At 70.5% G+C, this 20,030-nt stretch carries 16 protein-coding genes and 3 pseudogenes; 9 read left to right on the top strand and 10 right to left on the bottom strand.

The features are described from left to right. Positions 1-77 precede the first annotated feature (77 nt). The 5 genes from ACH4NX_RS13865 (at position 78) to ACH4NX_RS13845 (ending at position 5,099) form a co-directional block, all read left to right on the top strand. A complete protein-coding gene (locus ACH4NX_RS13865) occupies positions 78-1,478 on the top strand; it encodes a condensation domain-containing protein (protein ID WP_398129651.1) in 1,401 nt (466 codons plus the stop codon). A gap of 91 nt (positions 1,479-1,569) precedes the next feature. Beyond that, positions 1,570-2,277, top strand: a complete 708-nt coding sequence (locus ACH4NX_RS13860) for a tRNA-dependent cyclodipeptide synthase (RefSeq protein WP_398129652.1) — start codon at positions 1,570-1,572, stop codon at positions 2,275-2,277. 10 nt (positions 2,278-2,287) lie between these two features. Continuing rightward, entirely contained in the window at positions 2,288-3,166 is an 879-nt protein-coding gene (locus ACH4NX_RS13855; RefSeq protein ID WP_398129653.1) for a class I SAM-dependent DNA methyltransferase, read from the top strand. Continuing rightward, positions 3,163-4,197, top strand: a complete 1,035-nt coding sequence (locus ACH4NX_RS13850) for a squalene/phytoene synthase family protein (RefSeq protein WP_398129654.1) — start codon at positions 3,163-3,165, stop codon at positions 4,195-4,197. The genes ACH4NX_RS13855 and ACH4NX_RS13850 overlap by 4 nt, the downstream gene beginning before the upstream one ends. Then, positions 4,194-5,099 (top strand): methyltransferase domain-containing protein, encoded by a 906-nt coding sequence (locus ACH4NX_RS13845; RefSeq protein ID WP_351389897.1) that lies wholly within the window; start codon positions 4,194-4,196, stop codon positions 5,097-5,099. Before ACH4NX_RS13850 ends, ACH4NX_RS13845 begins: the two co-directional genes overlap by 4 nt. 10 nt (positions 5,100-5,109) lie before the next feature. On the opposite strand, the gene ccsB is transcribed toward ACH4NX_RS13845, so the two are convergent. The 7 genes from ccsB to hemL form a co-directional block, all read right to left on the bottom strand. Continuing rightward, entirely contained in the window at positions 5,110-6,243 is a 1,134-nt protein-coding gene (gene ccsB, locus ACH4NX_RS13840) for a c-type cytochrome biogenesis protein CcsB (RefSeq protein WP_351389899.1), read from the bottom strand. After that, complete coding sequence (locus ACH4NX_RS13835) at positions 6,240-8,078, bottom strand: cytochrome c biogenesis protein ResB (protein WP_398129655.1); 1,839 nt, start codon at positions 8,076-8,078, stop codon at positions 6,240-6,242. Before ACH4NX_RS13835 ends, ccsB begins: the two co-directional genes overlap by 4 nt. A gap of 3 nt (positions 8,079-8,081) precedes the next feature. Further along, entirely contained in the window at positions 8,082-8,852 is a 771-nt protein-coding gene (locus tag ACH4NX_RS13830) for a cytochrome c biogenesis protein CcdA (protein WP_351389905.1), read from the bottom strand. A gap of 1 nt (position 8,853) precedes the next feature. Then, positions 8,854-9,549, bottom strand: a complete 696-nt coding sequence (locus ACH4NX_RS13825; protein ID WP_398129656.1) for a TlpA family protein disulfide reductase — start codon at positions 9,547-9,549, stop codon at positions 8,854-8,856. Positions 9,550-9,615: 66 nt separating this feature from the next. Then, positions 9,616-10,941 (bottom strand): hypothetical protein, encoded by a 1,326-nt coding sequence (locus ACH4NX_RS13820; protein WP_398129657.1) that lies wholly within the window; start codon positions 10,939-10,941, stop codon positions 9,616-9,618. A 193-nt stretch (positions 10,942-11,134) separates the two neighbouring features. Beyond that, on the bottom strand, positions 11,135-11,782 hold the full coding sequence (locus ACH4NX_RS13815) for a histidine phosphatase family protein (protein WP_351390120.1): 648 nt from the start codon (positions 11,780-11,782) through the stop codon (positions 11,135-11,137). Between the two features lie 38 nt (positions 11,783-11,820). After that, on the bottom strand, positions 11,821-13,137 hold the full coding sequence (hemL, locus tag ACH4NX_RS13810) for a glutamate-1-semialdehyde 2,1-aminomutase (protein ID WP_398129658.1): 1,317 nt from the start codon (positions 13,135-13,137) through the stop codon (positions 11,821-11,823). A 328-nt stretch (positions 13,138-13,465) separates the two neighbouring features. Here hemL and ACH4NX_RS13805 point away from each other — a divergent pair, with 328 nt between their 5' ends. Further along, the gene (locus ACH4NX_RS13805) at positions 13,466-14,092 is read left to right on the top strand and encodes a hypothetical protein (RefSeq protein WP_398129659.1); all 627 of its coding nucleotides are present in this window, start codon (positions 13,466-13,468) and stop codon (positions 14,090-14,092) included. 67 nt (positions 14,093-14,159) lie between these two features. Here the strand turns inward: ACH4NX_RS13805 and ACH4NX_RS13800 are convergent. Continuing rightward, a pseudogene (locus ACH4NX_RS13800) lies at positions 14,160-14,437 on the bottom strand (hypothetical protein); the annotation flags it as partial. 30 nt (positions 14,438-14,467) lie between these two features. On the opposite strand from ACH4NX_RS13800, the pseudogene ACH4NX_RS13795 reads away from it, so the two are divergent. Further along, positions 14,468-15,126 (top strand): annotated as a pseudogene (locus ACH4NX_RS13795) (bifunctional metallophosphatase/5'-nucleotidase); the annotation flags it as partial. A gap of 33 nt (positions 15,127-15,159) precedes the next feature. Here the strand turns inward: ACH4NX_RS13795 and ACH4NX_RS13790 are convergent. Together ACH4NX_RS13790 and ACH4NX_RS13785 are read right to left on the bottom strand one after the other, a co-directional pair. Further along, a complete protein-coding gene (locus ACH4NX_RS13790; RefSeq protein ID WP_398129660.1) occupies positions 15,160-16,518 on the bottom strand; it encodes a protein kinase in 1,359 nt (452 codons plus the stop codon). 170 nt (positions 16,519-16,688) lie between these two features. Next, a pseudogene (locus tag ACH4NX_RS13785) lies at positions 16,689-17,040 on the bottom strand (PLP-dependent aminotransferase family protein); the annotation flags it as partial. Positions 17,041-17,483: 443 nt separating this feature from the next. Between ACH4NX_RS13785 and ACH4NX_RS13780 the strand changes: the two are divergent. Beyond that, a complete protein-coding gene (locus ACH4NX_RS13780; protein WP_351389920.1) occupies positions 17,484-18,146 on the top strand; it encodes an urease subunit gamma in 663 nt (220 codons plus the stop codon). Then, complete coding sequence (locus tag ACH4NX_RS13775) at positions 18,130-19,968, top strand: urease subunit alpha (protein ID WP_398129661.1); 1,839 nt, start codon at positions 18,130-18,132, stop codon at positions 19,966-19,968. Before ACH4NX_RS13780 ends, ACH4NX_RS13775 begins: the two co-directional genes overlap by 17 nt. The last annotated feature ends 62 nt before the right edge of the window (positions 19,969-20,030 follow it).

Raw genomic sequence — 20,030 nt, 5'->3', positions numbered from 1 at the left:
ACACACCAGGTGCGCGGTCGCGGACACGGCATTCCCTTGGTCGGGTCTGCCTACATCTGCGAACGGAGACCCCCCTCGTGCGAATGACCGACATCCAGCGCTGCGAGATCCGGCCCGGGCGCCTCGTCGAATGGACGCTCAGTCCCAGGACCCTCGACATCGCGGCGTCGCTGCCCGAGGACACGAGGCCACCGGCGTACATCCAGGAGTCGCACATCCGGACCGCCCGGTCGATCCGCGAGCAGGGTCTGTTCGTGCCGACGTGGCTCGGTACGGCCTTCGACATCCCGGGCCCGGTCGACCTCGACGTGCTCCAGGAGGCGCTGCGCGCCTGGACGCTGCGGCACGAGACGCTGCGCAGCGGCTTCCGCTGGAGTGGTGAGGCCGGTGACCCGGTGCGGCGGTTCACCCTGGACGCGGACGCGGTGTCCCTGCACCGTACGGACGTCGGCGACTTCCCGGACGCCACCGGCCTCGCCCGCCACCTCCGGGACCGCTTCGACCACGTCGCGGACGCCCTGCGCTGGCCCAACCTCATCTACACCACGGTCGTCCGCGACGACGGCGTCAGTGTCTACATGGCCTTCGACCACAGCAACGTCGACGCCTACTCCATCTACCGCATCCCCGCCGAGATCCACGAGTTGTACGCGGCCGGTGCCGAGGGCCGGACCGTGCCGCAGCCGCGGGTCGGCAGCTACGTCGACTTCTGCGAGGCCGAGCGGGCGGACGCGGACCGGATCGACGACGCCCACGACACCGTCGCCCGCTGGCGGGAGTTCATCCGGCGCTGCGACGGGCGGCTGCCGTCCTTCCCGGTCGACCTCGGCGTGCGGCCCGGTGACGCGCTGCCCGAGCAGCGGCTGCTGCGCGAGCCGCTGGTGGACGCGGCGGACGCCGCCGCCTTCGAGGCGTACTGCCGTCCCTACGGCGGCAGCCTGGTCGGCGTCCTGGCCGCCACCGCGCTCGTCGTCCACGAGATCGGCGGGGAGCCCGTCTACCGCACGGTCGTGCCGTTCCACACCAGGTCGCGGTCCCAGTGGTCGGATTCCGTGGGCTGGTACGTCGGTGGCGCGCCGATCGAGGTCCCCGTGGCGGGGGCCCACGACTTCCCGAGCGCCCTGCGGGCCGTCCGCGCCGAACTCCAGGCCAACCGGCGGCTGTCGCGCATGCCGATCGACCGGGTGCTGCGCCTGCTCGGCACGGACTTCCGCCCGACCTCGCCCGACATGTACTCGATCGTGTCGTACGTCGACGCCCGCGACGTCCCCGGCGCCGGCCACTGGCCGGACCGGACGGCGTACGCGCTGCTCAGGGTGTCGTACGGCGACCAGGTGTGCGCGTGGGTCACCCGGCTCCCGGAGGGCCTGTGGTTCGCGAGCCGCTACCCGGACACCGACATCGCGCACAAGAACCTGCGACTGTACGTCGAACGGCTGCGGGACATCGTCACGAGCGTCGCCCGTCCGCGTCCCTAGGAATCGCCTTTCGCCCCGCTCCGTATTGCTCTCTCACCCGTCAGGCCTCGGTCAGAGTTTGCGAACCGCATCAGCTGTGTAATGTTCCAACGTGTCGGAACCCGCAAGCTTTTCACTTGAGCCACTGACGGAGCAATGCGCTTCGATTTGCGCTCGCAAGGAGCATGTCGTTCTCGGGGTAAGCCCGGGAAACAGTTATTTCCGGGTCGCTCTCCTCACCGATCTGCTTCGCTGGCTCAGCGGCAGTTTCGCGCGGGTGGATGTCGTCGTCCCGGACGCGGCACTCATTCACACCTTCACCGCTCTCGGCTACGCACCCGAGCGGGCGGCAGGCAAGGTACGGGCCGAGATCAACGTGCTGCGCAACCGCGTCGTGCGTGCCTGGACCGCCGCGGGCGGCCCACGCGGCGGCGACGGCGTCCATCTGATGTCCGAGCTCACCGACCGGGCCCCGTACCGGAACGCGCTCGCGCGGTGCGAGGCGGCCCTGCGCACGGACCCCGAGTTGAGGGCGGCCTGCCTGGCCGCCAGCCGGGAGGTGCTGCTGTCCCGGCGTCCCGTCACGGAGCCCTCCGCCGACGAGGTCGAGACAGGACTGCGCTACCTGCTCGCGGAACTCCCCTTCTTCGTCGCCTCCGCGGACATCTTCGACGCGCCGTCCTCCCTGACCTTCTACCACCGACCGTTTCCGCTCGCCGGCCTGATCTTTTCCAGGCGCACCGGACTCGCGGTATCGGCACGACAGGCCTATGCCCTCATCCGGCCCGTCGATCTCGCCGTCGAAACCACGACACGATAAGGGAAGCCCCATGAGCACCGAGGCACTCGCACACACCGATCCCTACGCCAACCTCGCGGAATCGTACGACCGGCTGGCCGAATGGGCCATCACGGAGCAGCAGGAATCCGCACGCGGCCACATGGCCGATTTCCTCCAGGAATTCTGGGACACCGGGAACCATTCGGTGCGCCGGGTGCTGGAGATCTGCTGCGGTACCGGCCTGATGCTCTCCGAACTCACCCGGCGCGGCTACACCGTGACCGGGCTGGACCGGTCACCGGCGATGCTGGAGCAGGCCCGGCGGCGGCTGGGCGCGGACACCACCCTGATCCGGTCCGAGCTGCCCGGGATCCCGGCCGAAGCCGGTGAGTTCGACGCCGTCATCAGCGCCGCCGGAGGGTTCAACTACCTCTCCGAGTCGCGGATCGACGCCACCCTCGCCGCCGTGGCCCGCCTGCTCCCGCCCGGCGGAACGTTCGTCTTCGACGTCTACGGCCCGGGGTTCTTCGCCAAGATCTTCGACCCGTCGGCGCCGCGCGTCATGGCACTGGAGATGGAGGACACCTCCTACATCTGGACCTTCACCACGGCGGCCGACGGCGCCCACTTCGACATGGCCTACAGCCAGTTCCAGCGTGCGGGGAAGGGCGGCGGGGACGGTGCCGAACACCGGGCCGGGAACAGTGCCGAGGACGGGGCCGGGAACGGGGCCGGGAACGGGGCCGGGGAGTCCTGGGTCCGCACCCGGGACCTGCACCGCTTCTACCGGCTGCCCCACGACACCGTCCGCCGCCTGGCCGCCGCCCACGGCTTCACCGAAGCCGAGGTCCACGACAACTACACGTCCGCACCCTCCGGCCCGCACACGCTGTACGACACCTGGACCCTGACGCGGGACACCGCGTGACCGCCAAGGACATCCGGGCGGCGAACCTGCGGGACCCGGAGCTCTGCCGCGCCTACGCGGCCTGCGAATCCTTCCTCCGCCGCGACTTCGTGAAGCACTACCTCCCGCTCCGGCAGCTGCTGCCCCCCGGCAGACGCCCCTACTGGGACGCGATCCTCGCGTTCTCGATCCACGTCGACAACCTCATCGACGACGCCCGAGTCCCGGTCCCGCAGCGCACGGTCCGCTACGACGCCTACACCCGCGACTTCTTCGCGCTGCTGGACGGGGAGGACCCCTGGACCGGGCCGCCGTCCTCACGCCAGGACCGTCTGGGCCGGACCTTCGCCCGCGCCTTCGCCCACTTCACGCGCGTCTGGGACATCCCCCGCGACTCCGTCCGGCCGGCCCTGACGAACATCGCCGCCGATCTGCGCGTCACCGAGTACGCCTCCTTCCCGGATCTGGAGCGGCACATCCGCAGCACCGGCGGCGAGCACACCCTGTGGCTCAACGCCCTGCTGGGCTCTCGCGCCCACCGCAGCGAGGAGGCCAGGGAGCACGCCGTCTCCGCCCTCCTGGGTCTCCAGCTCACGGACAACCTGCGCGATCTCCGTGAGGACCTCGCGGACGGCCGGCTCTTCCTCCCCCTCGACGACCTCAAGGCGTTCGGGCTCGACCGTGCCGAGCTGGAGGCCGCCGCCCAGGACCGCCGTATGACGGACTCCCTGCGCGACCTGGTGCGCTTCGAGGCCGAGCGCGCGCGTGGCTACCTGGACCGGGCCGCCGACTGGTGGCGCTGGGCCGACGCGGGCTCACGGGAGCTGCCCCGGCAGTACGTGAGCATGGCCCGATGCGTCCTGCGTCAGGTCCCCCACTCCCGCCACGACGTCTTCCACCCCCCGGCCCTGCGAGGGCGGCTGGCCTGCGTGACCGCCGCGGGCGCCGGCCTCGCCCTCGGCTACGCCCGCAGGACGGCCACCCGCCGCTTCACGTCGCCCGGCGACAAGGCGGACCCCGCCCACGCCCCGGAAGGAAGCCGCCCGTCATGACGCCGGACCAGCTGGACACCATCGGTGACTACTACGACTCCCACGCCGAGCTGGCCCACGCGGTGCTGGGCACCCGAGCCATGCACAAGGGCTACTTCACCGGCAGCGCGGACCCCGCCACGTACGCCGAAGCCGCCGACCGCCTCACCCGGACGGCCGGGCGACGGCTCCGGCTCGGCCCGGACCACGCCCTGCTCGACATCGGGTCCGGCGCGGGCCAGCCGGCGGTGCTCCTGGCCGAGGAGACGGGGTGCTCCGTGACCGGCGTCGACGCCACCCCCGGCCAGGTGGCCGCCGCGCGGCGACTGGCGGCGGGCGCGACGGCCCCGGACCGGATCTCCTTCGAAACCGGCGACGTCAGACAGCTGCCGCTGCCCGCGGACGCCTTCCACCGCGCCCTGATGATGGAGGTCGTCTCCCACCTGCCCGACACGGTCACCGCAGGCAAGGCGGCGGCGTTCGCCGAAGCGGCCCGCTGTCTGCGCCCCGGCGGGCTGCTGGCGGTGGTGGACATGGTCCTGCCGCCGGCCGGGGCGTCCGGAGCACAGGCCGGGTCGTGGATGGACGACGTGCCCTCCGTACACCTGAGTACACGGCCACGGCTCCTCGAACTCCTCCGCGCGGCCGGGTTCGAGGTCCTGGAGGTCGAGGACCTGGCGGGGCACACGTGCCACAGCGGCCCTCGGACCCGTCATGAGTTCGACAGCCGCCGGCCCGAGCTGGCCGCCGCGTACGGACCCGATGCCGTCGAGCGGGTCGCCCCGGTCCTGGAGCAGGTGGCCGGCGCCGACGAGCACCTCGGGTACGTCCTCGTCACCGCCCGGGCACGCCCGAGGCCGCCCGGCGGGAGACGGCGAAGGCCGGTCCCCCGCGACCTGGGTCGCGGCGAACCGGCCTCGTGAGGATCCCGGTTCAGAAACCGACGGCCTGGAGGGCGCCCAGGCCCACGTCCGCGTAGGAGTGCTTGCCGGAGACGAAGATGTTGACGCCGTAGTAGTTGAACAGCCAGCAGGCGAAGGCGGCCAGCGCCAGGTAGGCGGCCTTGCGGCCCTTCCAGCCGGCGGTGGCGCGGGCGTGCAGGTAGCCGGCGTAGGCGACCCAGGTGATGAAGGACCAGGTCTCCTTGGGGTCCCAGCCCCAGTAGCGGCCCCACGCGTCGCCCGCCCAGATCGCGCCCGCGATGATCGTGAACGTCCACAGCGGGAAGACGGCGGCGTTGACGCGGTAGGCGAACTTGTCGAGGCTGGCGGCGGCGGGCAGCCGGTCCAGGACGGAGTTGGCGAAGCGGCCGGGCTTGCCGCCGGAGGCGAGCTTGTTCTCGAAGCTGTCCTTGAAGAGGTACAGGACCGTGGCCATCGCGCCGACGTAGAACACCGCGCCGCAGAAGATCGCGGTCGAGACGTGGATGTACATCCAGTACGAGTCGAGCGCGGGGACCAGCTGGTCGCTGGCGGTGTACAGGACCTTGACGGCGATACCGAGGTCCAGGATGACCATGGTGATCAGCGGGAGGCCGAGCCAGCGGACGTTCTTCCTCAGGACGAGCAGCAGGAGGTACACGCCGACGGCGACCGTCGTGAACGTGATGTTGAACTCGTACATGTTGCCCCACGGCGCCCGCTTCACCGACAGGGCGCGGGCGAGCACGCCGCCGGCCTCGAGGGCGAAGCCGAGCACGGTGAGCGAGATGGCGATCCGTCCGTAGAGGTCGCCCTTCTCGGTGCCGCCGTGCGCGCCCGGCCCGTCGGGCACGTCGCGGGTACCGGTCGCGGCGCGCACGACGACCTTGGGCCGCTCCAGTACGGCGGTGCCGCCGGCCTTGTTCACGGTGACGGCCGGGGCGGTCTTCGCCTTGGCGTCGGTGTCGGCGGTCAGCGCGGCGGCCGTACGGCCCACCTTGCTGCGGCTGCCGAAGGTCCACTCGGCGATGTACGCCAGGAAGGCCAACGTGTAGACCGCGATCGCGGAGTAGATCAGCGTGTTGCTGAGGTTCGCGAGGTCCTCGTTGGCCGCGGCGGCCAGATGGGTTGCGGCGGCGAGAGTCATTTCTCAGCCCCTTCGGCAGGTACGACGTGGGTGTCGGGGGAATCGGGGGTGTCGTCGTCGTTCTCGGGCGCGTCGTCGTCGCGCGGCACGTCGGGCCCGTCGGTGGCGTCAGGCGTGTCGGGGGCTTTGGACGCGTCGGGGTCGTCGGGGTCGTCGGGGGCCTGTTCGTACAGGACACCGGCGAGGTCGCCGAGCTCCTCGGGGAGCTTCGCGGACTCGCTGCGTCCCAGGCCGGCCATCTCCACGACCGTGACCCCGTCGGGGCCCTGGACGGCCCGCACCCAGACGCGGCGGCGCTGGATGAACAGGGAACCGGCCAGGCCCAGGATGGCGGCGACGGCACCGGCGAGCGCCCAGCCGCTGGCGGGCTGCTCCGTGACCTGGAAGCCGGCCCACTCCCGCACGCCGTCGAAGGTGACCGTGCCGGCGCCGTTGGGGAGGGTCATGGTCTCGCCGGGCTTCAGCAGCTTCTTGAACAGCTCGCCGTCGGAGTCCTTGAACTCCTCCAGGTTGGTCTTGTCGAGCTGGTAGATGCTCTTGGCGAAGCCCGCGTCGACGCCGAGGTCGCCGTGGTAGGCGGAGAGCGCGAGCGTCGGGTTGAGCAGCGCCGGGAAGGTCGAGTACATCGCGCTGCCCTCGCCGCCGTAGGTCGGCACGAAGAACGCGTTGAAGCCGAGCTGCTCCTTCTCGCCCTCGGCGTTGCGGTAGCCGTCGCGGACCATGACGGCGCCGGAGGATGTGACGTTGGAGTCCAGCGGCAGCAGGGCGGTCGCCTCCTTGTCCATGACGACGTCGCCCTTGGCGTCCCTGATGGTGAGGACGGGCGCGTAGCCGTGGCTGACGAGGTAGACCTTCGAGCCGTCGATCTCCAGCGGTTCGTTGACCTCGATGGTGGTCGACTCGTCCTCGCCGTAGGCGCCTTCGCTGTAGTCGACCTTGGCCTCGTAGATGCGCGGGGTGCCGCGGTTGGGGCCGCTCGGCTCGTAGGTGCCGTGGAAGTCCTTCAGGCTGAAACTGAAGGGGGCGAGGTCGTGGTCCGGGTCGAAGAGGTTGCCCGACTTGAAGTCGTCGTACTGGGTGAGCGTGTTGGAGAAGCCGTCGCCCTCCACGATCAGCTTGTTGCCCTCGTACTTGAACAGCTGGCCCCAGGCGAAGGCGATCAGCATCACGATCAGCGCGATGTGGAAGACCAGGTTGCCGGCCTCGCGCGCATAGCCCTTCTCGGCGGCGACGGCGTCACCGACGGTGTGGGCGCGGAAGCGGCGCTTCTTCAGCAGGGCGAGCGCGGCCTCACGGACCTGCTCGGGCTCGGCCGCCGTACGCCAGGTGGTGTACGCGGGCAGCCGCGTCAGCCGCCGGGGCGCGCCGGGCGGACGGCCGCGCAGCTGGCCGACGAACTGCCAGGTGCGCGGGACGATGCAGCCGATGAGGGAGACGAACAGCAGGATGTAGATCGCGGAGAACCACACCGAGCTGTAGACGTGGAAGAGGCCGAGGTTGTCGTACAGGGGGCCGAGGATGTCGTGGTTCTCGCGGAACTCCTCGACCTTCAGCTCGTCGACGCCGCTCTGCGGGATCAGCGAGCCGGGGATCGCGCCCAGCGACAGCAGCAGGAGCAGCAGCAGCGCCACCCGCATCGAGGTGAGCTGCCGCCAGAACCAGCGGGCCCAGCCGATGACGCCGAGGGAGGGGAGGTTGGGTGCCTCCTCCTTCGGGGCGGTGGAGAGCTGGGAGCCGGCGGCGCCGAGGTCCTGGTCCTCGCCGGCCGGCGAGGTGTCCTTCGCGGTGCCTTCCGGGGTGCCCGTCGGGGTCTTTCCCGTGGTGGTCTTGCTCATCGGTCAGATCCCTACAGTGAAGCCGTTGGACCAGGTCTGCATGTCCTGCACGATGCTGTCCCATACTCCGGTCAGCAGCAGCAGTCCGGTCGCGATCATCATGACGCCGCCGATCCGCATCACCCACACATAGTGGCGCTTGATCCAGCCGAAGGCGCCGAGCGCCTTGCGGAAGGCGACCGCGGCGAGCACGAAGGGCACGCCGAGGCCGACACAGTAGGCGACGGTCAGTATCGCGCCGCGGCCGGCCGTGCCCTGCTCGGAGGAGAGGATCAGCACGGAGGAGAGGGTCGGGCCGATGCAGGGCGTCCAGCCGATGCCGAACAGCGCGCCCAGCAGGGGGGCGCCGATCAGGCCGTTCACGGGCTTCTTGTGGAAGCGGAACTCGCGCTGGGTGAGCCACGGCATCAGCCCCATGAAGAAGACGCCCATGAGGATCATGAGCACGCCCAGCACCTTGGTCAGGACACCCTGGCTCTCCTGGAGCGTCTGGCCGAAGTAGCCGAACAGCGCGCCGCTGGAGACGAACACGGCGGTGAAGCCGAGGACGAAGAGCGAGGCGCCCGCGACCATCCGACCGCGCCGGGCCTCGGCGAGGTCGGTGCCGGTGACCCCGGTCACGTACGAGAGATAGCCCGGGACGAGCGGCAGGACGCAGGGCGAGAAGAAGGAGACGAGGCCGCCGAGCAACGCGATGGGCAGGGCCACCAGCAGGGCGCCGTTGAGCACGGTGCCGTTGGTTCCCGCCGTGGCGAGCGTGGACAGTGCGCTCACGTCACTGCTCCGACTTGGCCGGCTCGCCCGACTCGTCCGTGAGGTACGGGTCGAGCATCTTGCGGAGCTTCTCCTCGCTGAGCGCCTGGAGGGTGCGCGCGGCGACCTTCCCCTCCCGGTCGATGACGAGCGTGGAGGGGATGGCCTGCGGGTTGAGCGTGCCCTTCTCGAAGCGCAGCATCAGCTTGCCGGTCGGGTCGTACAGGCTCGGGTAGCTGACTCCGAACTCCTCCTCGAAGGCGCGGGCCGGACCGGTGGACGTGTCGCGGGTGTTGATACCGACGAACTGGACGCCCTGGTCCTTGACGTCCTGGTAGACCTTCTCGAAGTTCTTGGCCTCGGCCCGGCAGGGCGGGCACCAGGAGCCCCACACGTTGAGGACGACGACCTTGCCCTTGTAGTCGTCGACGTCGAGCTGCCCCCCGTCGACCGTCTCGCCGGACAGGTCGGGGGCGTCGGCCCGCTCACCCTCCTCGACGGTGGAGATGCCGTCCGCGCCGGTGACGAACCCGGTCTGGCCGCCGCCGCCCGAGGTGCCCCCGGAGCCGCAGGCGGTGGCGAGCAGCGCGACCGCGGCGGCGCCGGCGGTCAGGGCGACTCGGCGACGGACGCGGCCGGTGGTGCTGGCGGTGGTGCTGGCGCGGTTCGAGCGGTTCGAGAGGTTCGAGCGCAGGGGGGCGCGGCTGGCGGCACTCATGTGAAAAGTTTCGCATGTCCGTTCCGGGGATCTTGCGCACCCCCCTCAGGGGCGGAAACCCGCATTTCAGGCGGCGTTCCCGGAGGGCGTCGAGGTGCCCGTGCCGCTCTCCTGGAGGAAGGCACGCCAGCCGCCGGCCGGCCGCTGCCCCACCTCCACGGTCCGGAGCTTGGCGAGCACCTCGGGCTTCTGCACGTCCAGCCAGTCGGTGAACTGACGGAAGGAGACGAGCCGGATGTCCTGGCCGCTCCCCTTCTCCCGCTCCCGCGCGATGTGCTTCAGGGCTTCCTCGACGGCGTCCATGTAGATGCCGCCGTTCCACTCCTCGAAGTGGTTGCCGACGAAGAAGGGCGCCCGGTTCGACTCGTATGCCCGCTTGAAGCCGGATATGTAGGCCTGCGTGGCCTGCTCGCGCCAGCCCGGGTAGTTGTGGGCGGGCGCCTTGGTCGAGTTGACCGACTGGTTGGCGAGGATGTTGTAGTCCATGGACAGCACCTCGAAGGAGTGGCCGGGGAAAGGTATCTGCTGCAACGGCAGGTCCCAGATCCCGTCCTTCTTCGCCGGCCACACCTGGCGGCCGCCGGGCGAGGAGGCGTCGTAGCGCCAGCCGAGCTCGCGCGCCGTGGGCAGCAGGTTGTCCTGGCCGAGCAGGCAGGGCGTGCGCCCGCCGACGAGTTCCTTGTCGTAGTCGAAGGGCAGCGACGGCAGGTCGGTCCAGCCGGTGTTGGTCCGCCACTCCTTGACGAAGGACTTCGCCTGGTCGATCTCGCTGCGCCACTGCGCCGGCGTCCAGTTGCCGACCGTGCCGCCGCCGCCGCAGAAGTGGCCGTTGAAGTGGGTGCCGATCTCGTGGCCGTCCTGCCAGGCCCGGTGGACGCCCGCGAGCGTGTCCTTGATATGGGCGTCGGTGAGGTAGCCGATGTCGGAGGCGCCGCGCGGGTTGTTCGGCGGGTCGTAGAGGCGCTTCTTCGACTCGGGCAGCAGATACAGGCCCGAGAGGAAGAAGGTCATGTGCGCACCGTGCTCCCGGGCCAGGTCGAGGAAGCGCGGGAAGAGCCCGTTGCCGACCTCCCCCGCGCCGTCCCAGGAGAAGACGACGAACTGCGGCGGGGTCCGACCCGGCTCCAGCGGCACGGGCGCGTCCGGCTGGTGCGGCTGCTTGCCGGTGTACGACGTGGAGCCGTCCCCGATGGGCCGGGCGGGGGTCTTGCCGCTGCCGGGCGGCGAGGGCTCGCCGGAACCGCCGGTCCGATGGGACCCGTCCGACGATGTGCCGGACCCTGAGCCGGTTCCGGTGCCGGTACCGCAGCCCGCGAGCCCGGCCGCCGCCGCGGCGCCCGCGCCGAGTCCGAGCATCCCCCTGCGGGTGAGAGTGCGGGTGGAAGTGCGCATCGCAACCTCGTTCGTCGCGTCCTTGGGTGGTCACCCAGTCAGAGGACGCGACGAACGTGCGGGTTCCGGCAATTTGTGCGGATTAAGTGACGAGCGCCGCATACGGCCGGTTGCGCGACCGTATGCGGCGCCTGTCAGAACGAGATGGCCGTCAGCCCTGTCGGCTGAAGCGGTCCTCGGGCCGGAGCGGCCCTCAGGCCCCGTAGGCCTTGCCCTGCCCCTTGGCCGGCCTCGCTCCCGCGAGAAGGTGGGCGGGGACGAGGTCCCGCGCGGGTTCCGTGTAGCCGACGGAGACGATCCGGTCGCCCCGGTACGTGAACGTCGTCAGCGAGGCCAGCGTGCACTGCCGCTTGCGCGGGTCGTGCCACAGCCGACGCCGCTCGACGTACGACCGCAGGGTCCAGATCGGCAGCTGATGGCTGACGACGACGGCCTCGTGCCCGCGGGCCCGGTCCTTCGCGGCGTCCAGCGCGCCCATCATGCGCACGACCTGGTCGACGTACGGCTCACCCCAGGACGGCTTGAACGGGTTGACCACGTGCCTCCAGTTGGCGGGCCGGCGCAGAGCCCCGTCGCCGATGCCGAAGGTCTTGCCCTGGAAGACGTTGCCGGCCTCGATGAGGCGTGCGTCGGTGCCGAGGTCGAGGCCGTGCGCCTTGGCGATCGGCGTCGCCGTCTCCTGCGCCCGCTCCAGCGGGGAGGCCACGACGTACGTCACGTCACGCGGGGCGAGGTGCTCGGCGACCCGGTCGGCCATGCGCCGGCCCAGCTCGGAGAGGTGGTAGCCGGGCAGCCGGCCGTAGAGGACACCGGTGGGGTTCTCCACCTCGCCGTGCCGCATGACGTGGACGACGGTCAGCTCCTGATCGGTGTCGTGGCTCACGCGGTCGCCTCCGCGGCCGCGCGGGCCGCCGCCGGGAGGGCGTCGGCGATGCGCTGGACGGCACGCTCGTCGTGCGCGGTGGACACGAACCACGACTCGAAGGAGGACGGCGGCAGGTAGACGCCGTTCTCCAGCAGCGAGTGGAAGAAGGCGGTGAAGCGGAAGGACTCCTGCGCCTTGGCCTCCTCGTAGTTGGTGACCGGCCGGTCGGTGAAGAACACGGAGAACATGTTGGAGGCGGTCTGCACCGTGTGCGCGACGCCCTCCTTGTTCAGCGCCTCGGTGACGAGCCCCTGGATCTGCTCCGACACCGCGTTGACCTTGGCGTACGCGGCGTCGTCGAGCAGCCGCAGCTGGGCGAGCCCGGCGGCGGTGGCGACGGGGTTACCGGAGAGGGTGCCGGCCTGGTAGACGGGCCCGGCGGGGGCGAGGTGCGCCATGACGTCCGCGCGCCCGCCGAAGGCCGCGGCCGGGAACCCACCACCCATGACCTTCCCGAAGGTCATCAGGTCGGGAACGACGCCCTCGACGCCGTACCACCCGGCCCGGCTGGTCCGGAACCCGGTCATGACCTCGTCGGAGACGAACAGCGCGCCGTGGGCGGCGCACGCGTCCTTCAGCCCCTGGTTGAACCCGGGCAGCGGCGGCACGACGCCCATGTTGCCGGGCGAGGCCTCCGTGATCACGCAGGCGATCTCGCCGGGGTGGGCGGCGAAGGCGGCGTGCACGGCGTCGATGTCGTTGTACGGCAGCACGATCGTGTCGCTCGCCTGGGCACCGGTGACGCCGGGGGTGTCGGGCAGCGCGAAGGTGGCGACGCCGGAGCCGGCGGCGGCGAGCAGCGAGTCGACGTGCCCGTGGTAGCACCCGGCGAACTTGATCACCTTGGTCCGCCGGGTGAACCCGCGGGCGAGCCGGATGGCCGACATGGTGGCCTCGGTCCCGCTGGACACCAGCCGCACCTGCTCCAGCGGGGCGACCCGCTCGACCATCGCCTCCGCGAGGGCGACCTCGCCCTCGGCGGGCGTGCCGAACGACGTCCCGCGCGCGACCGCCTCCTGCACGGCGGCGATCACCTCGGGGCGGGCGTGCCCGAGGATCATCGGCCCCCAGGAACAGACGAGGTCGACGTACTCCCGCCCGTCGGCGTCGGTCAGGTACGGCCCGGTGCCGGACACCATGAACCGGGGCGTGCCGCCCACGGCGCCGAAGGCCCGCACCGGGGAGTTCACGCCGCCCGGCGTGACGACCGACGCGCGGTCGAACAGAGCCTGCGAGGCCGGTGCTTCGTATGGATATGTCAGTTCGCTCATGACCTGCGACTTCTCCGACCTTCTCGACCTTCTCCGACGTATCGGACTCTGCTCGGCCCCTGCGCGGCCTCTGCGCGGCCTCTGGTTGCCCAGGGTGACCTCCTCAGGGTAGACAACCCGCCCGATCGCTGTGCCGTCTGCCAGACTGGGACCCGTCCACGCAGCTCACACGGGCGGCGCGGAAAGGGGCTGCCGGCGTCCTGCGGACATATGACGGACATATGTTTCACCGCACGTTTCGGCGAGCGGCCGTGGGGGAGGTCACTGACACGATGATCGGGTTGCGCGGCGGGGGCCACGCGTCCTAGAAAAGCAGTCGGGTGGAGATATGCATCGCGGTGGCGGACTGGGCGAGGGGACCGACGACCTGGGTCCTCGACGTGCCCGGCGGGGAAGGCACCGACGCGAGGCGGCGGAATCGACCGAAGCACGTCAGACACACGGCACGCCCGGCGAACCCGACCGGTTCGCGGAGCGGACCGACCGGCCGGGGGCGGGGAGCGGGAAGGGTGGTCGGGTGGGGGTGACCTACAAGTACTTCGGCGCGCCCGACGGCGCGACCGCGGCCCGCGTCCCGATCTCGATGCGCCCCGAGGAGCTCGGCGGCGACGAGCTCGGGATGAACGGCATGTTCACCAAGATCAAGCCGGAGACCATGGCCGCCATGGTCCTCACCGGCATCGAGGGCGTGCCCCTGCACAAGGTCCCGCCCCTGGAACTGGTCGTCCTGCACCCCGACTACGCGGTCGTGAAACTCCCCATGACGGTCGTCGACCCCCTGCGCGGCATCGGCGAGGAGGCGGTCGGCGCGGCAGCCTTCATCTGGTCGACGGTGCCGGACCGGGGCGGACCGCGGGACGCGTTCAACGTGTACCAGTTGCTGCACGAGTGGCAGGACTTCTCGCACCGGCTGCACGAGGCGGGGCATCAGCCGTACTGCCTGGTGTGGCCCTGAGCTGGGGTTTCGTGAGGGGCGGGCGGGGTCTTCGGGCCTCGCCCTTCTGCGTGCCGGGGAGGGGCCGTCAGGCGGTCAGGGCACATTGAGGGCACATTGGTTTTGCTGGGGATGGTGATGTGCCCTGGGGCTCTCCGGTTTCCGGCGGCTCCGCGCCGGTGAAGGCGTCGTCGGGACGGCGGATGTCCTGGGCGGCGCAGGTCTCGGCGATGCGCAGAGCCTGGTAGCCGTCGGCGAGGCGGCCCTGCTGGCTGTAGGCACGAGCCGCCTCCACCCACAGAGCGGCGCGCCGCTCGGGACCGGGATGTGCCGGCGCATGAGGGGGCGGGCAGCTTGGAGGGCCACCCTGGGCGCCGACATCTGCGAGGTCACCCCATGACCACCCACGGCCGGAACCTGCGTCAGATCATTGCCACGACCGACGTCCACTCCGCCTTCCACAACGGCGCGCCGTTCCTGACCCACCTCCACGCGCTGCGGCCGACCTCGCTCATCGTGGACTGCGGCGACTTCTTCGAAGGCAGCGGGTACTACCGCCTCGCTCGCGGTGCCATCGAGGGCGAGATCCTGCTCAGGCTGTACGACGTGCTGGCGCCCGGCAACCACGGCTGGCGCCACCACTTCGAACCCGCCCTTCACCGGCGCACCGTCTGCGCCAATGCCGTCGATGCCCACACAGGCGACGCTCTGTTCCGCCGCCTGTACATCGCCGCCATCGATGGACGGCGCGTCGGCGTAACCGCCGTGATCGGCGGCAAGCCTTCCACTCGATCCCGGCCGCCCAGCGAGCCGGCCACTGCGTCACCGATCCGGTACAGGCCCTATGCGAGCTGATGCTCGCCCACCACCACGAGGTGGACAGCTGGATCCTGCTCAGCCACTCCGGCTTCGACGCCGACCGGAAACTCGCGGCAACCTGTCCCTCCCTCGACGTGGTCTTCGCCGGGCACTGCCACAGCGACCAGTACGGGCCGGTCCGCGTCGGCGACACCCTGGTCGTCAAGGGCCGGGAACTCGCCGACGGCTATGCGATCGTACGTCGCCAACATGATTGGGGGACGCTACAGCTAGGCCATATCGATAGGCAGCAAGGTCCGCAGGGGTTGCCAGTCGGTGAGGGGGGAGGGTTGCTGGAGTCGACCTCTGGCGGGGCCGCCGGCGGCGACTTCGATCTGGATGTACTGGTCACCGGAGAACACCCAGTAACGGCCGTCGTGTCCGGGCACGGGCAGGGCGGCGTCGATCCCACTGGTGAAGCCGGGCAGGCCACCGAAGGACTTCTTCCAACCGGCCAGGGAGCCCGGCCCGCTGATCCGACGCGCGGCCTGCGGGCTCTCCCCGGCCTCGACCAGCACATACCGGTCACCCGAGAACACCCAGAACCGGTCCCCCGTGCCCGGCACCGCCATCACCGCGTCGAACTGACGCGGGGTGGTCTTCACCTCGGGGCCGGCCGCCGGCGCGCGTGAGCTGTCGGCCGACCAGTACAGGCCCGTACCGACTCCGCCCACCAGCAGCGCTCCCGCCAGGACGGTGGCTTTCCATGGCTGGACACGGCGACGCCGAGCGGTGATCGGGGCACGGCGCCGGGTGGGCTGCGGAGGCCGGTGCTGCTGAGCGATGGCGGATTCCAGCGCATGGGTGATCATGACGGGGGTCGGCCGGTGGGCGGGTTCCTTGTGGAGCAGCCCTTCGATGATGCCGTGCAGGGCGCCCGCGCTCGGTGCGATCTCGGGCGGCTCGTAGACGACGGCGTGCATGACTGCCGTCGGCTCCGGGCGGGGGAAGGGTGGTGTGCCTGTGGCCAGGGAGCACAGCGTCGCCCCGAGGGAGAAGAGGTCGCTGGAAGAATCGGCGGGCAGGCCCCGCAACCTCTCGGGAGCCATGAACTCGACCGAGCCGACGACTCCGCCGGTCGCGGTGTGCGCTTGGTCGGCGAGCGCGGCGATCCCGAAGTCGGTGAGCACGGCGCTGCCGTCGGCCCGCAGGAGCACGTTGGCCGGCTTCACGTCACGGTGCAGGGCTCCGGTGGCGTGCACGGCTTCCAGTGCGGACAGCAGTTGGAGCCCGAGTCGGGCGACGTCACTCGTCGGCAGGGGGCCGCCTGCCGTCAGGCGATCGGCGAGTGAGCCCCCGGCGACCAGCTCCATCACGATCCACAGTCGGTCGTCGTACTCGACCAGGTCGTAGATGTCGATCACATGAGGATGAGAGACCCGGGCGATGGCGCGCGCCTCCGTCAGCACCCGGCGCATCCGTACCCGCCGGTCCTCTCCGTGGGACGCGATGTGCAGCTCTTTCACGGCGACCGTGCGCTGCAGCAGATGGTCCCAGGCACTCCATACGGTGCCCATCCCGCCGCTGCCCAGCCGTTCGGTCAGTACGTACCGCTCGGCGACGATCATGTGCCCATTACCGTTGATCACAGAGCCCCAACCTACAGGCTTCCGTGAACATGCCAGGTGAGGTGGCGCATCGGTCCTGCGGGGAGAACCGAGCGGCGGTCCAGTGGCCTTCGGGCGGCGGCGGGGAGACGGCGCGGCCCGTCGCCGACGGGAACGAACGGCCGAGGCGATGAAGTGCCGGTCTTACGAATCCGCTCGGGCCCCGGGCTCCGCGGCCTGGCGTACGGTCCCGCGGCGATGCAGCCCACCCGGACGTGCGGAGCCCGCGCGGCGAGCGTGGCGGTGAGCTGGTCGCGGCGCCGGCGACAGCCGCGGCGCATCCGGCGCAGATGCCGGTCGTAGGAGCCGGCCGCAGGCGACGAAGTCGGCGAGCGTGAGCTGATCCACGTCCCCCGACCACATCTCGCGTGGTCCCTTGGCCGCCAGTACGTCGTCCACGAGCCGGCCGGGCAGCGTCATCCAGCCGAGCCGGGGTGCCGGAGACAGGCTCTTGCCGGCCGAGCCGAAATGGATGACCCGGTCCGGGTCCAGGGTTCCGACAGCGGGCCCGAGCGCCCTTCCTCACTTCCTTGCCGGCCCTCCTTTTCCGGGCCGGCTGGGGCGATCCACCGGCGCAGAGGTGCCATAGGGTGCCGTCGGCGGCGACGCCGATGTCGGTAGCGCCACCCGGGACCGGCGTGTGGGCGCGTCAGGTCAGCAGGCCGCCCCGCCGCCCTTCACCGTCCGCTCGCGCCGAGCGGACGGCATGGGCGAGGCGTACTCACGGAAGCCTCCCGCGGTTCCTCGTCCCGCGCGCGGGCGTCGCGCCCCGTACGCGCGCTGTGATTCCGGTTCACTCCATCAGGGTCGACCGGGCCGTTTCCCTGCCCATTGATTCCTTCCCTCTCTCAGGATCGGTCTGCGGCAGGCGCGACGAGCGGCTTCTCAGTTTCCTCTGGTGGTCCTTGCCGCGCGGGTGAAGCGACGAACAGGAGAGGGGGACCAGCGTGCATCTGACTCCGCATGAGCAGGAACGTCTGATGATCCACGTGGCGGCCGATGTCGCCCAGCGACGCCGTGAGCGCGGTCTGCTGCTGAACTATCCCGAGGTCATGGCGCTGTTGACGGCGCATGTCTTCGAGGAGGCGCGGGCCGGGGCGACGGTCGACGCGGTGATGGAGTCCGGGCGCCATGTGCTGCAGCGCGGCGAGGTCATGGACGGCGTGCCTGAGATGGTCGACAACGTCCAGGTCGAGGCGACGTTCCCGGACGGCACGAAGCTGGTGACCATCAGCAGGCCGTTCGACGAGGCGTCCACCAAGGTGGACGTGCATCCCGGCAAGCCGGAACTGTTGCCGGACGAGGACGAACACCGGGTCGCCTTCAACGACGGCGCGACGCCCGTACCACTGGTTGTGCGCAACCCCAAGGACCGTCCGGTCCAGGTGGGATCCCACTTCCACTTCGCCGAGGCCAACGAGGGACTCAAGTTCCGTCGCGAGGCGGCCCACGGCATGCGGCTGCACGTTCCGTCCGGCACGTCCGAACGGTTCGAGCCCGGTGACAAGCGCACCGTGATGCTCGTGCCGATCGCCGGCGAGCGGATCGTCCACGGGCTCCAGGCCGACAAGAGCGAAGAGGAGAAGCACCTCGATGCCGGACAGGACTGAGAAGGACAAGCCCTGGGACCCGCTGCTGCGCTCCCGGTACGCCGACCTGTACGGTCCGACCGCCGGCGACCGGATCCGGCTGGCCGACACCAATCTCGTCCTGCGCATCGAAGCGGACTGGTGCGGTGGGCCGGGGCGCAGCGGCGACGAGATGGTCTTCGGCGGCGGCAAGGTGATCCGTGAGTCGATGGGCCAGTCGCACATCCCTCGCGACGATCCCCGCGAACCGGTGGACACCGTGATCACCGGTGCCCTGATCCTGGATCACTGGGGTGTGGTCAAGGCGGACGTCGGACTGCGCGACGGCCGTGTCCGGGCCATCGGCAAAGCGTACAACCCGGAGACCATGACGCCGCGTCCCAACGACGACCCGCGCGCCTCGGACTTCGTCGTGGGTCCCGAGACGGAGGTGATCTCCGGCAAGGGACGCATCCTGACCGCGGGCGGCGTCGACACCCACGTGCACTTCCTCTGCCCGAACCAGATCCACGAGGCGGTGGCGTCGGGCGTGACGACACTGATCGGTGGCGGAACCGGCCCGGCCGAGGGCAGCACGGCCACCACCGTGACGCCGGGCAAGTGGCACATCCAGCGGACCTTCGAGGCGCTGGACGCCTTCCCGGTGAACATCGGCCTGCTCGCCAAGGGCAGCACCGTCTCGAAGAAGGCTCTGCACGACCAGATCGCGGCCGGAGCGCTCGGCTTGAAGATCCACGAGGACTGGGGTGCCACCCCGGCGGTGATCGACGCCGCGCTGACGGTGTGCGAGGAGACCGGCGTCCAGGTGGCCCTGCACGCCGACTCGCTGAACGAGGCCGGCTTCGTGCAGAGCACCTTCGCCGCGACCAGGAAAGACCGCAAGTCCAAGAAGGCCAAGTACCGCAGCCTGCACATCTTCCACATCGAGGGCGCCGGCGGTGGCCACGCCCCCGACATGATCAGCCTCGCCGGCAAACCCAACGTGCTGCCCGCGTCGACGAACCCGACCCGGCCCTTCACGGTCAACACCGTCAAGGAGCACGTCGACATGATGATCGTGTGCCACCACCTCAATCCGGAGGTCGAGGCGGACATGGCGTTCGCCGACTCCCGGATCCGGCCCTCCACCATGGCCGCCGAGGATCTGCTGCACGACATGGGCGCCATCTCGATGATGTCCTCCGACGCCCAGGCCATGGGCCGCATCGGCGAGATGATCATGCGGACCTGGCAGACGGCGCACGTCATGAAGTCCCGTTACGGCCACCTGCGCGAGGACGACGCGCACGCGGACAACTTCCGTGCCCGCCGCTACGTCGCCAAGTACACGATCAACCCGGCCATCACCCACGGCATCGACCACGAGGTCGGCTCCGTCGAGACCGGCAAACTCGCCGACCTGGTGCTGTGGGAGCCGAAGTTCTTCGGCGTCAAGCCGCACATGGTCATCAAGGGCGGCCAGATCTCCTACGCCCAGATCGGCGACGCCAACGCCTCCATCCCCACCCCGCAGCCCTACCTCCCGCGCCCCGTCTGGGGCTTCGAGGGCCGCGCCCCGGCGGCGAACTCCTTCAACTTCGTGGCCGAAGCCGCCTTGGATGGTGAACTCGCCGAGATCGGGCTGCTCAAGCCCCTGCGCGCGATCCGCTCCACCCGGGAGGTCACCAAGGCCGACATGGTCCACAACAACGGCGTTCCGAAGATCGACATCGATCCCGACACCTTCGACGTCACCATCGGCGGGGCCACCACCTCCGACGTCCGTACCACGGTCGACGGGCAGGAAGTCGGACGCAACTACGCCACCGAGCTGCCCCTGGCACAGCGGTACTTCCTCTTCTGACCACCACAGCTTCTGATCCTGACCACCACGGCTTCTGACCACCACGGCCGGGGGGCCGGTCG

The sequence above is a fragment of the Streptomyces sp. NPDC017225 genome (assembly GCF_044331465.1).
Classification (GTDB): Bacteria; Actinomycetota; Actinomycetes; order Streptomycetales; family Streptomycetaceae; genus Streptomyces.
The sequence above is the reverse complement of the archived record's forward strand: the minus strand, read 5'-3'. Positions and strand labels throughout refer to the sequence as shown.

What these genes read in the sequence shown, in the direction of transcription:
- ACH4NX_RS13845 (WP_351389897.1), top strand. Translation starts at nt 4,194, where the DNA reads ATGACGCCGGACCAGCTGGACACCATCGGTGACTACTACGACTCCCAC.
- ACH4NX_RS13855 (WP_398129653.1), top strand. Translation starts at nt 2,288, where the DNA reads ATGAGCACCGAGGCACTCGCACACACCGATCCCTACGCCAACCTCGCG.
- hemL (WP_398129658.1), bottom strand. Translation starts at nt 13,137, where the DNA reads ATGAGCGAACTGACATATCCATACGAAGCACCGGCCTCGCAGGCTCTG.
- ACH4NX_RS13775 (WP_398129661.1), top strand. Translation starts at nt 18,130, where the DNA reads ATGCCGGACAGGACTGAGAAGGACAAGCCCTGGGACCCGCTGCTGCGC.
- ACH4NX_RS13825 (WP_398129656.1), bottom strand. Translation starts at nt 9,549, where the DNA reads ATGAGTGCCGCCAGCCGCGCCCCCCTGCGCTCGAACCTCTCGAACCGC.
- ACH4NX_RS13835 (WP_398129655.1), bottom strand. Translation starts at nt 8,078, where the DNA reads ATGAGCAAGACCACCACGGGAAAGACCCCGACGGGCACCCCGGAAGGC.
- ACH4NX_RS13815 (WP_351390120.1), bottom strand. Translation starts at nt 11,782, where the DNA reads ATGCGGCACGGCGAGGTGGAGAACCCCACCGGTGTCCTCTACGGCCGG.
- ACH4NX_RS13820 (WP_398129657.1), bottom strand. Translation starts at nt 10,941, where the DNA reads ATGCGCACTTCCACCCGCACTCTCACCCGCAGGGGGATGCTCGGACTC.
- ccsB (WP_351389899.1), bottom strand. Translation starts at nt 6,243, where the DNA reads ATGACTCTCGCCGCCGCAACCCATCTGGCCGCCGCGGCCAACGAGGAC.
- ACH4NX_RS13805 (WP_398129659.1), top strand. Translation starts at nt 13,466, where the DNA reads ATGCATCGCGGTGGCGGACTGGGCGAGGGGACCGACGACCTGGGTCCT.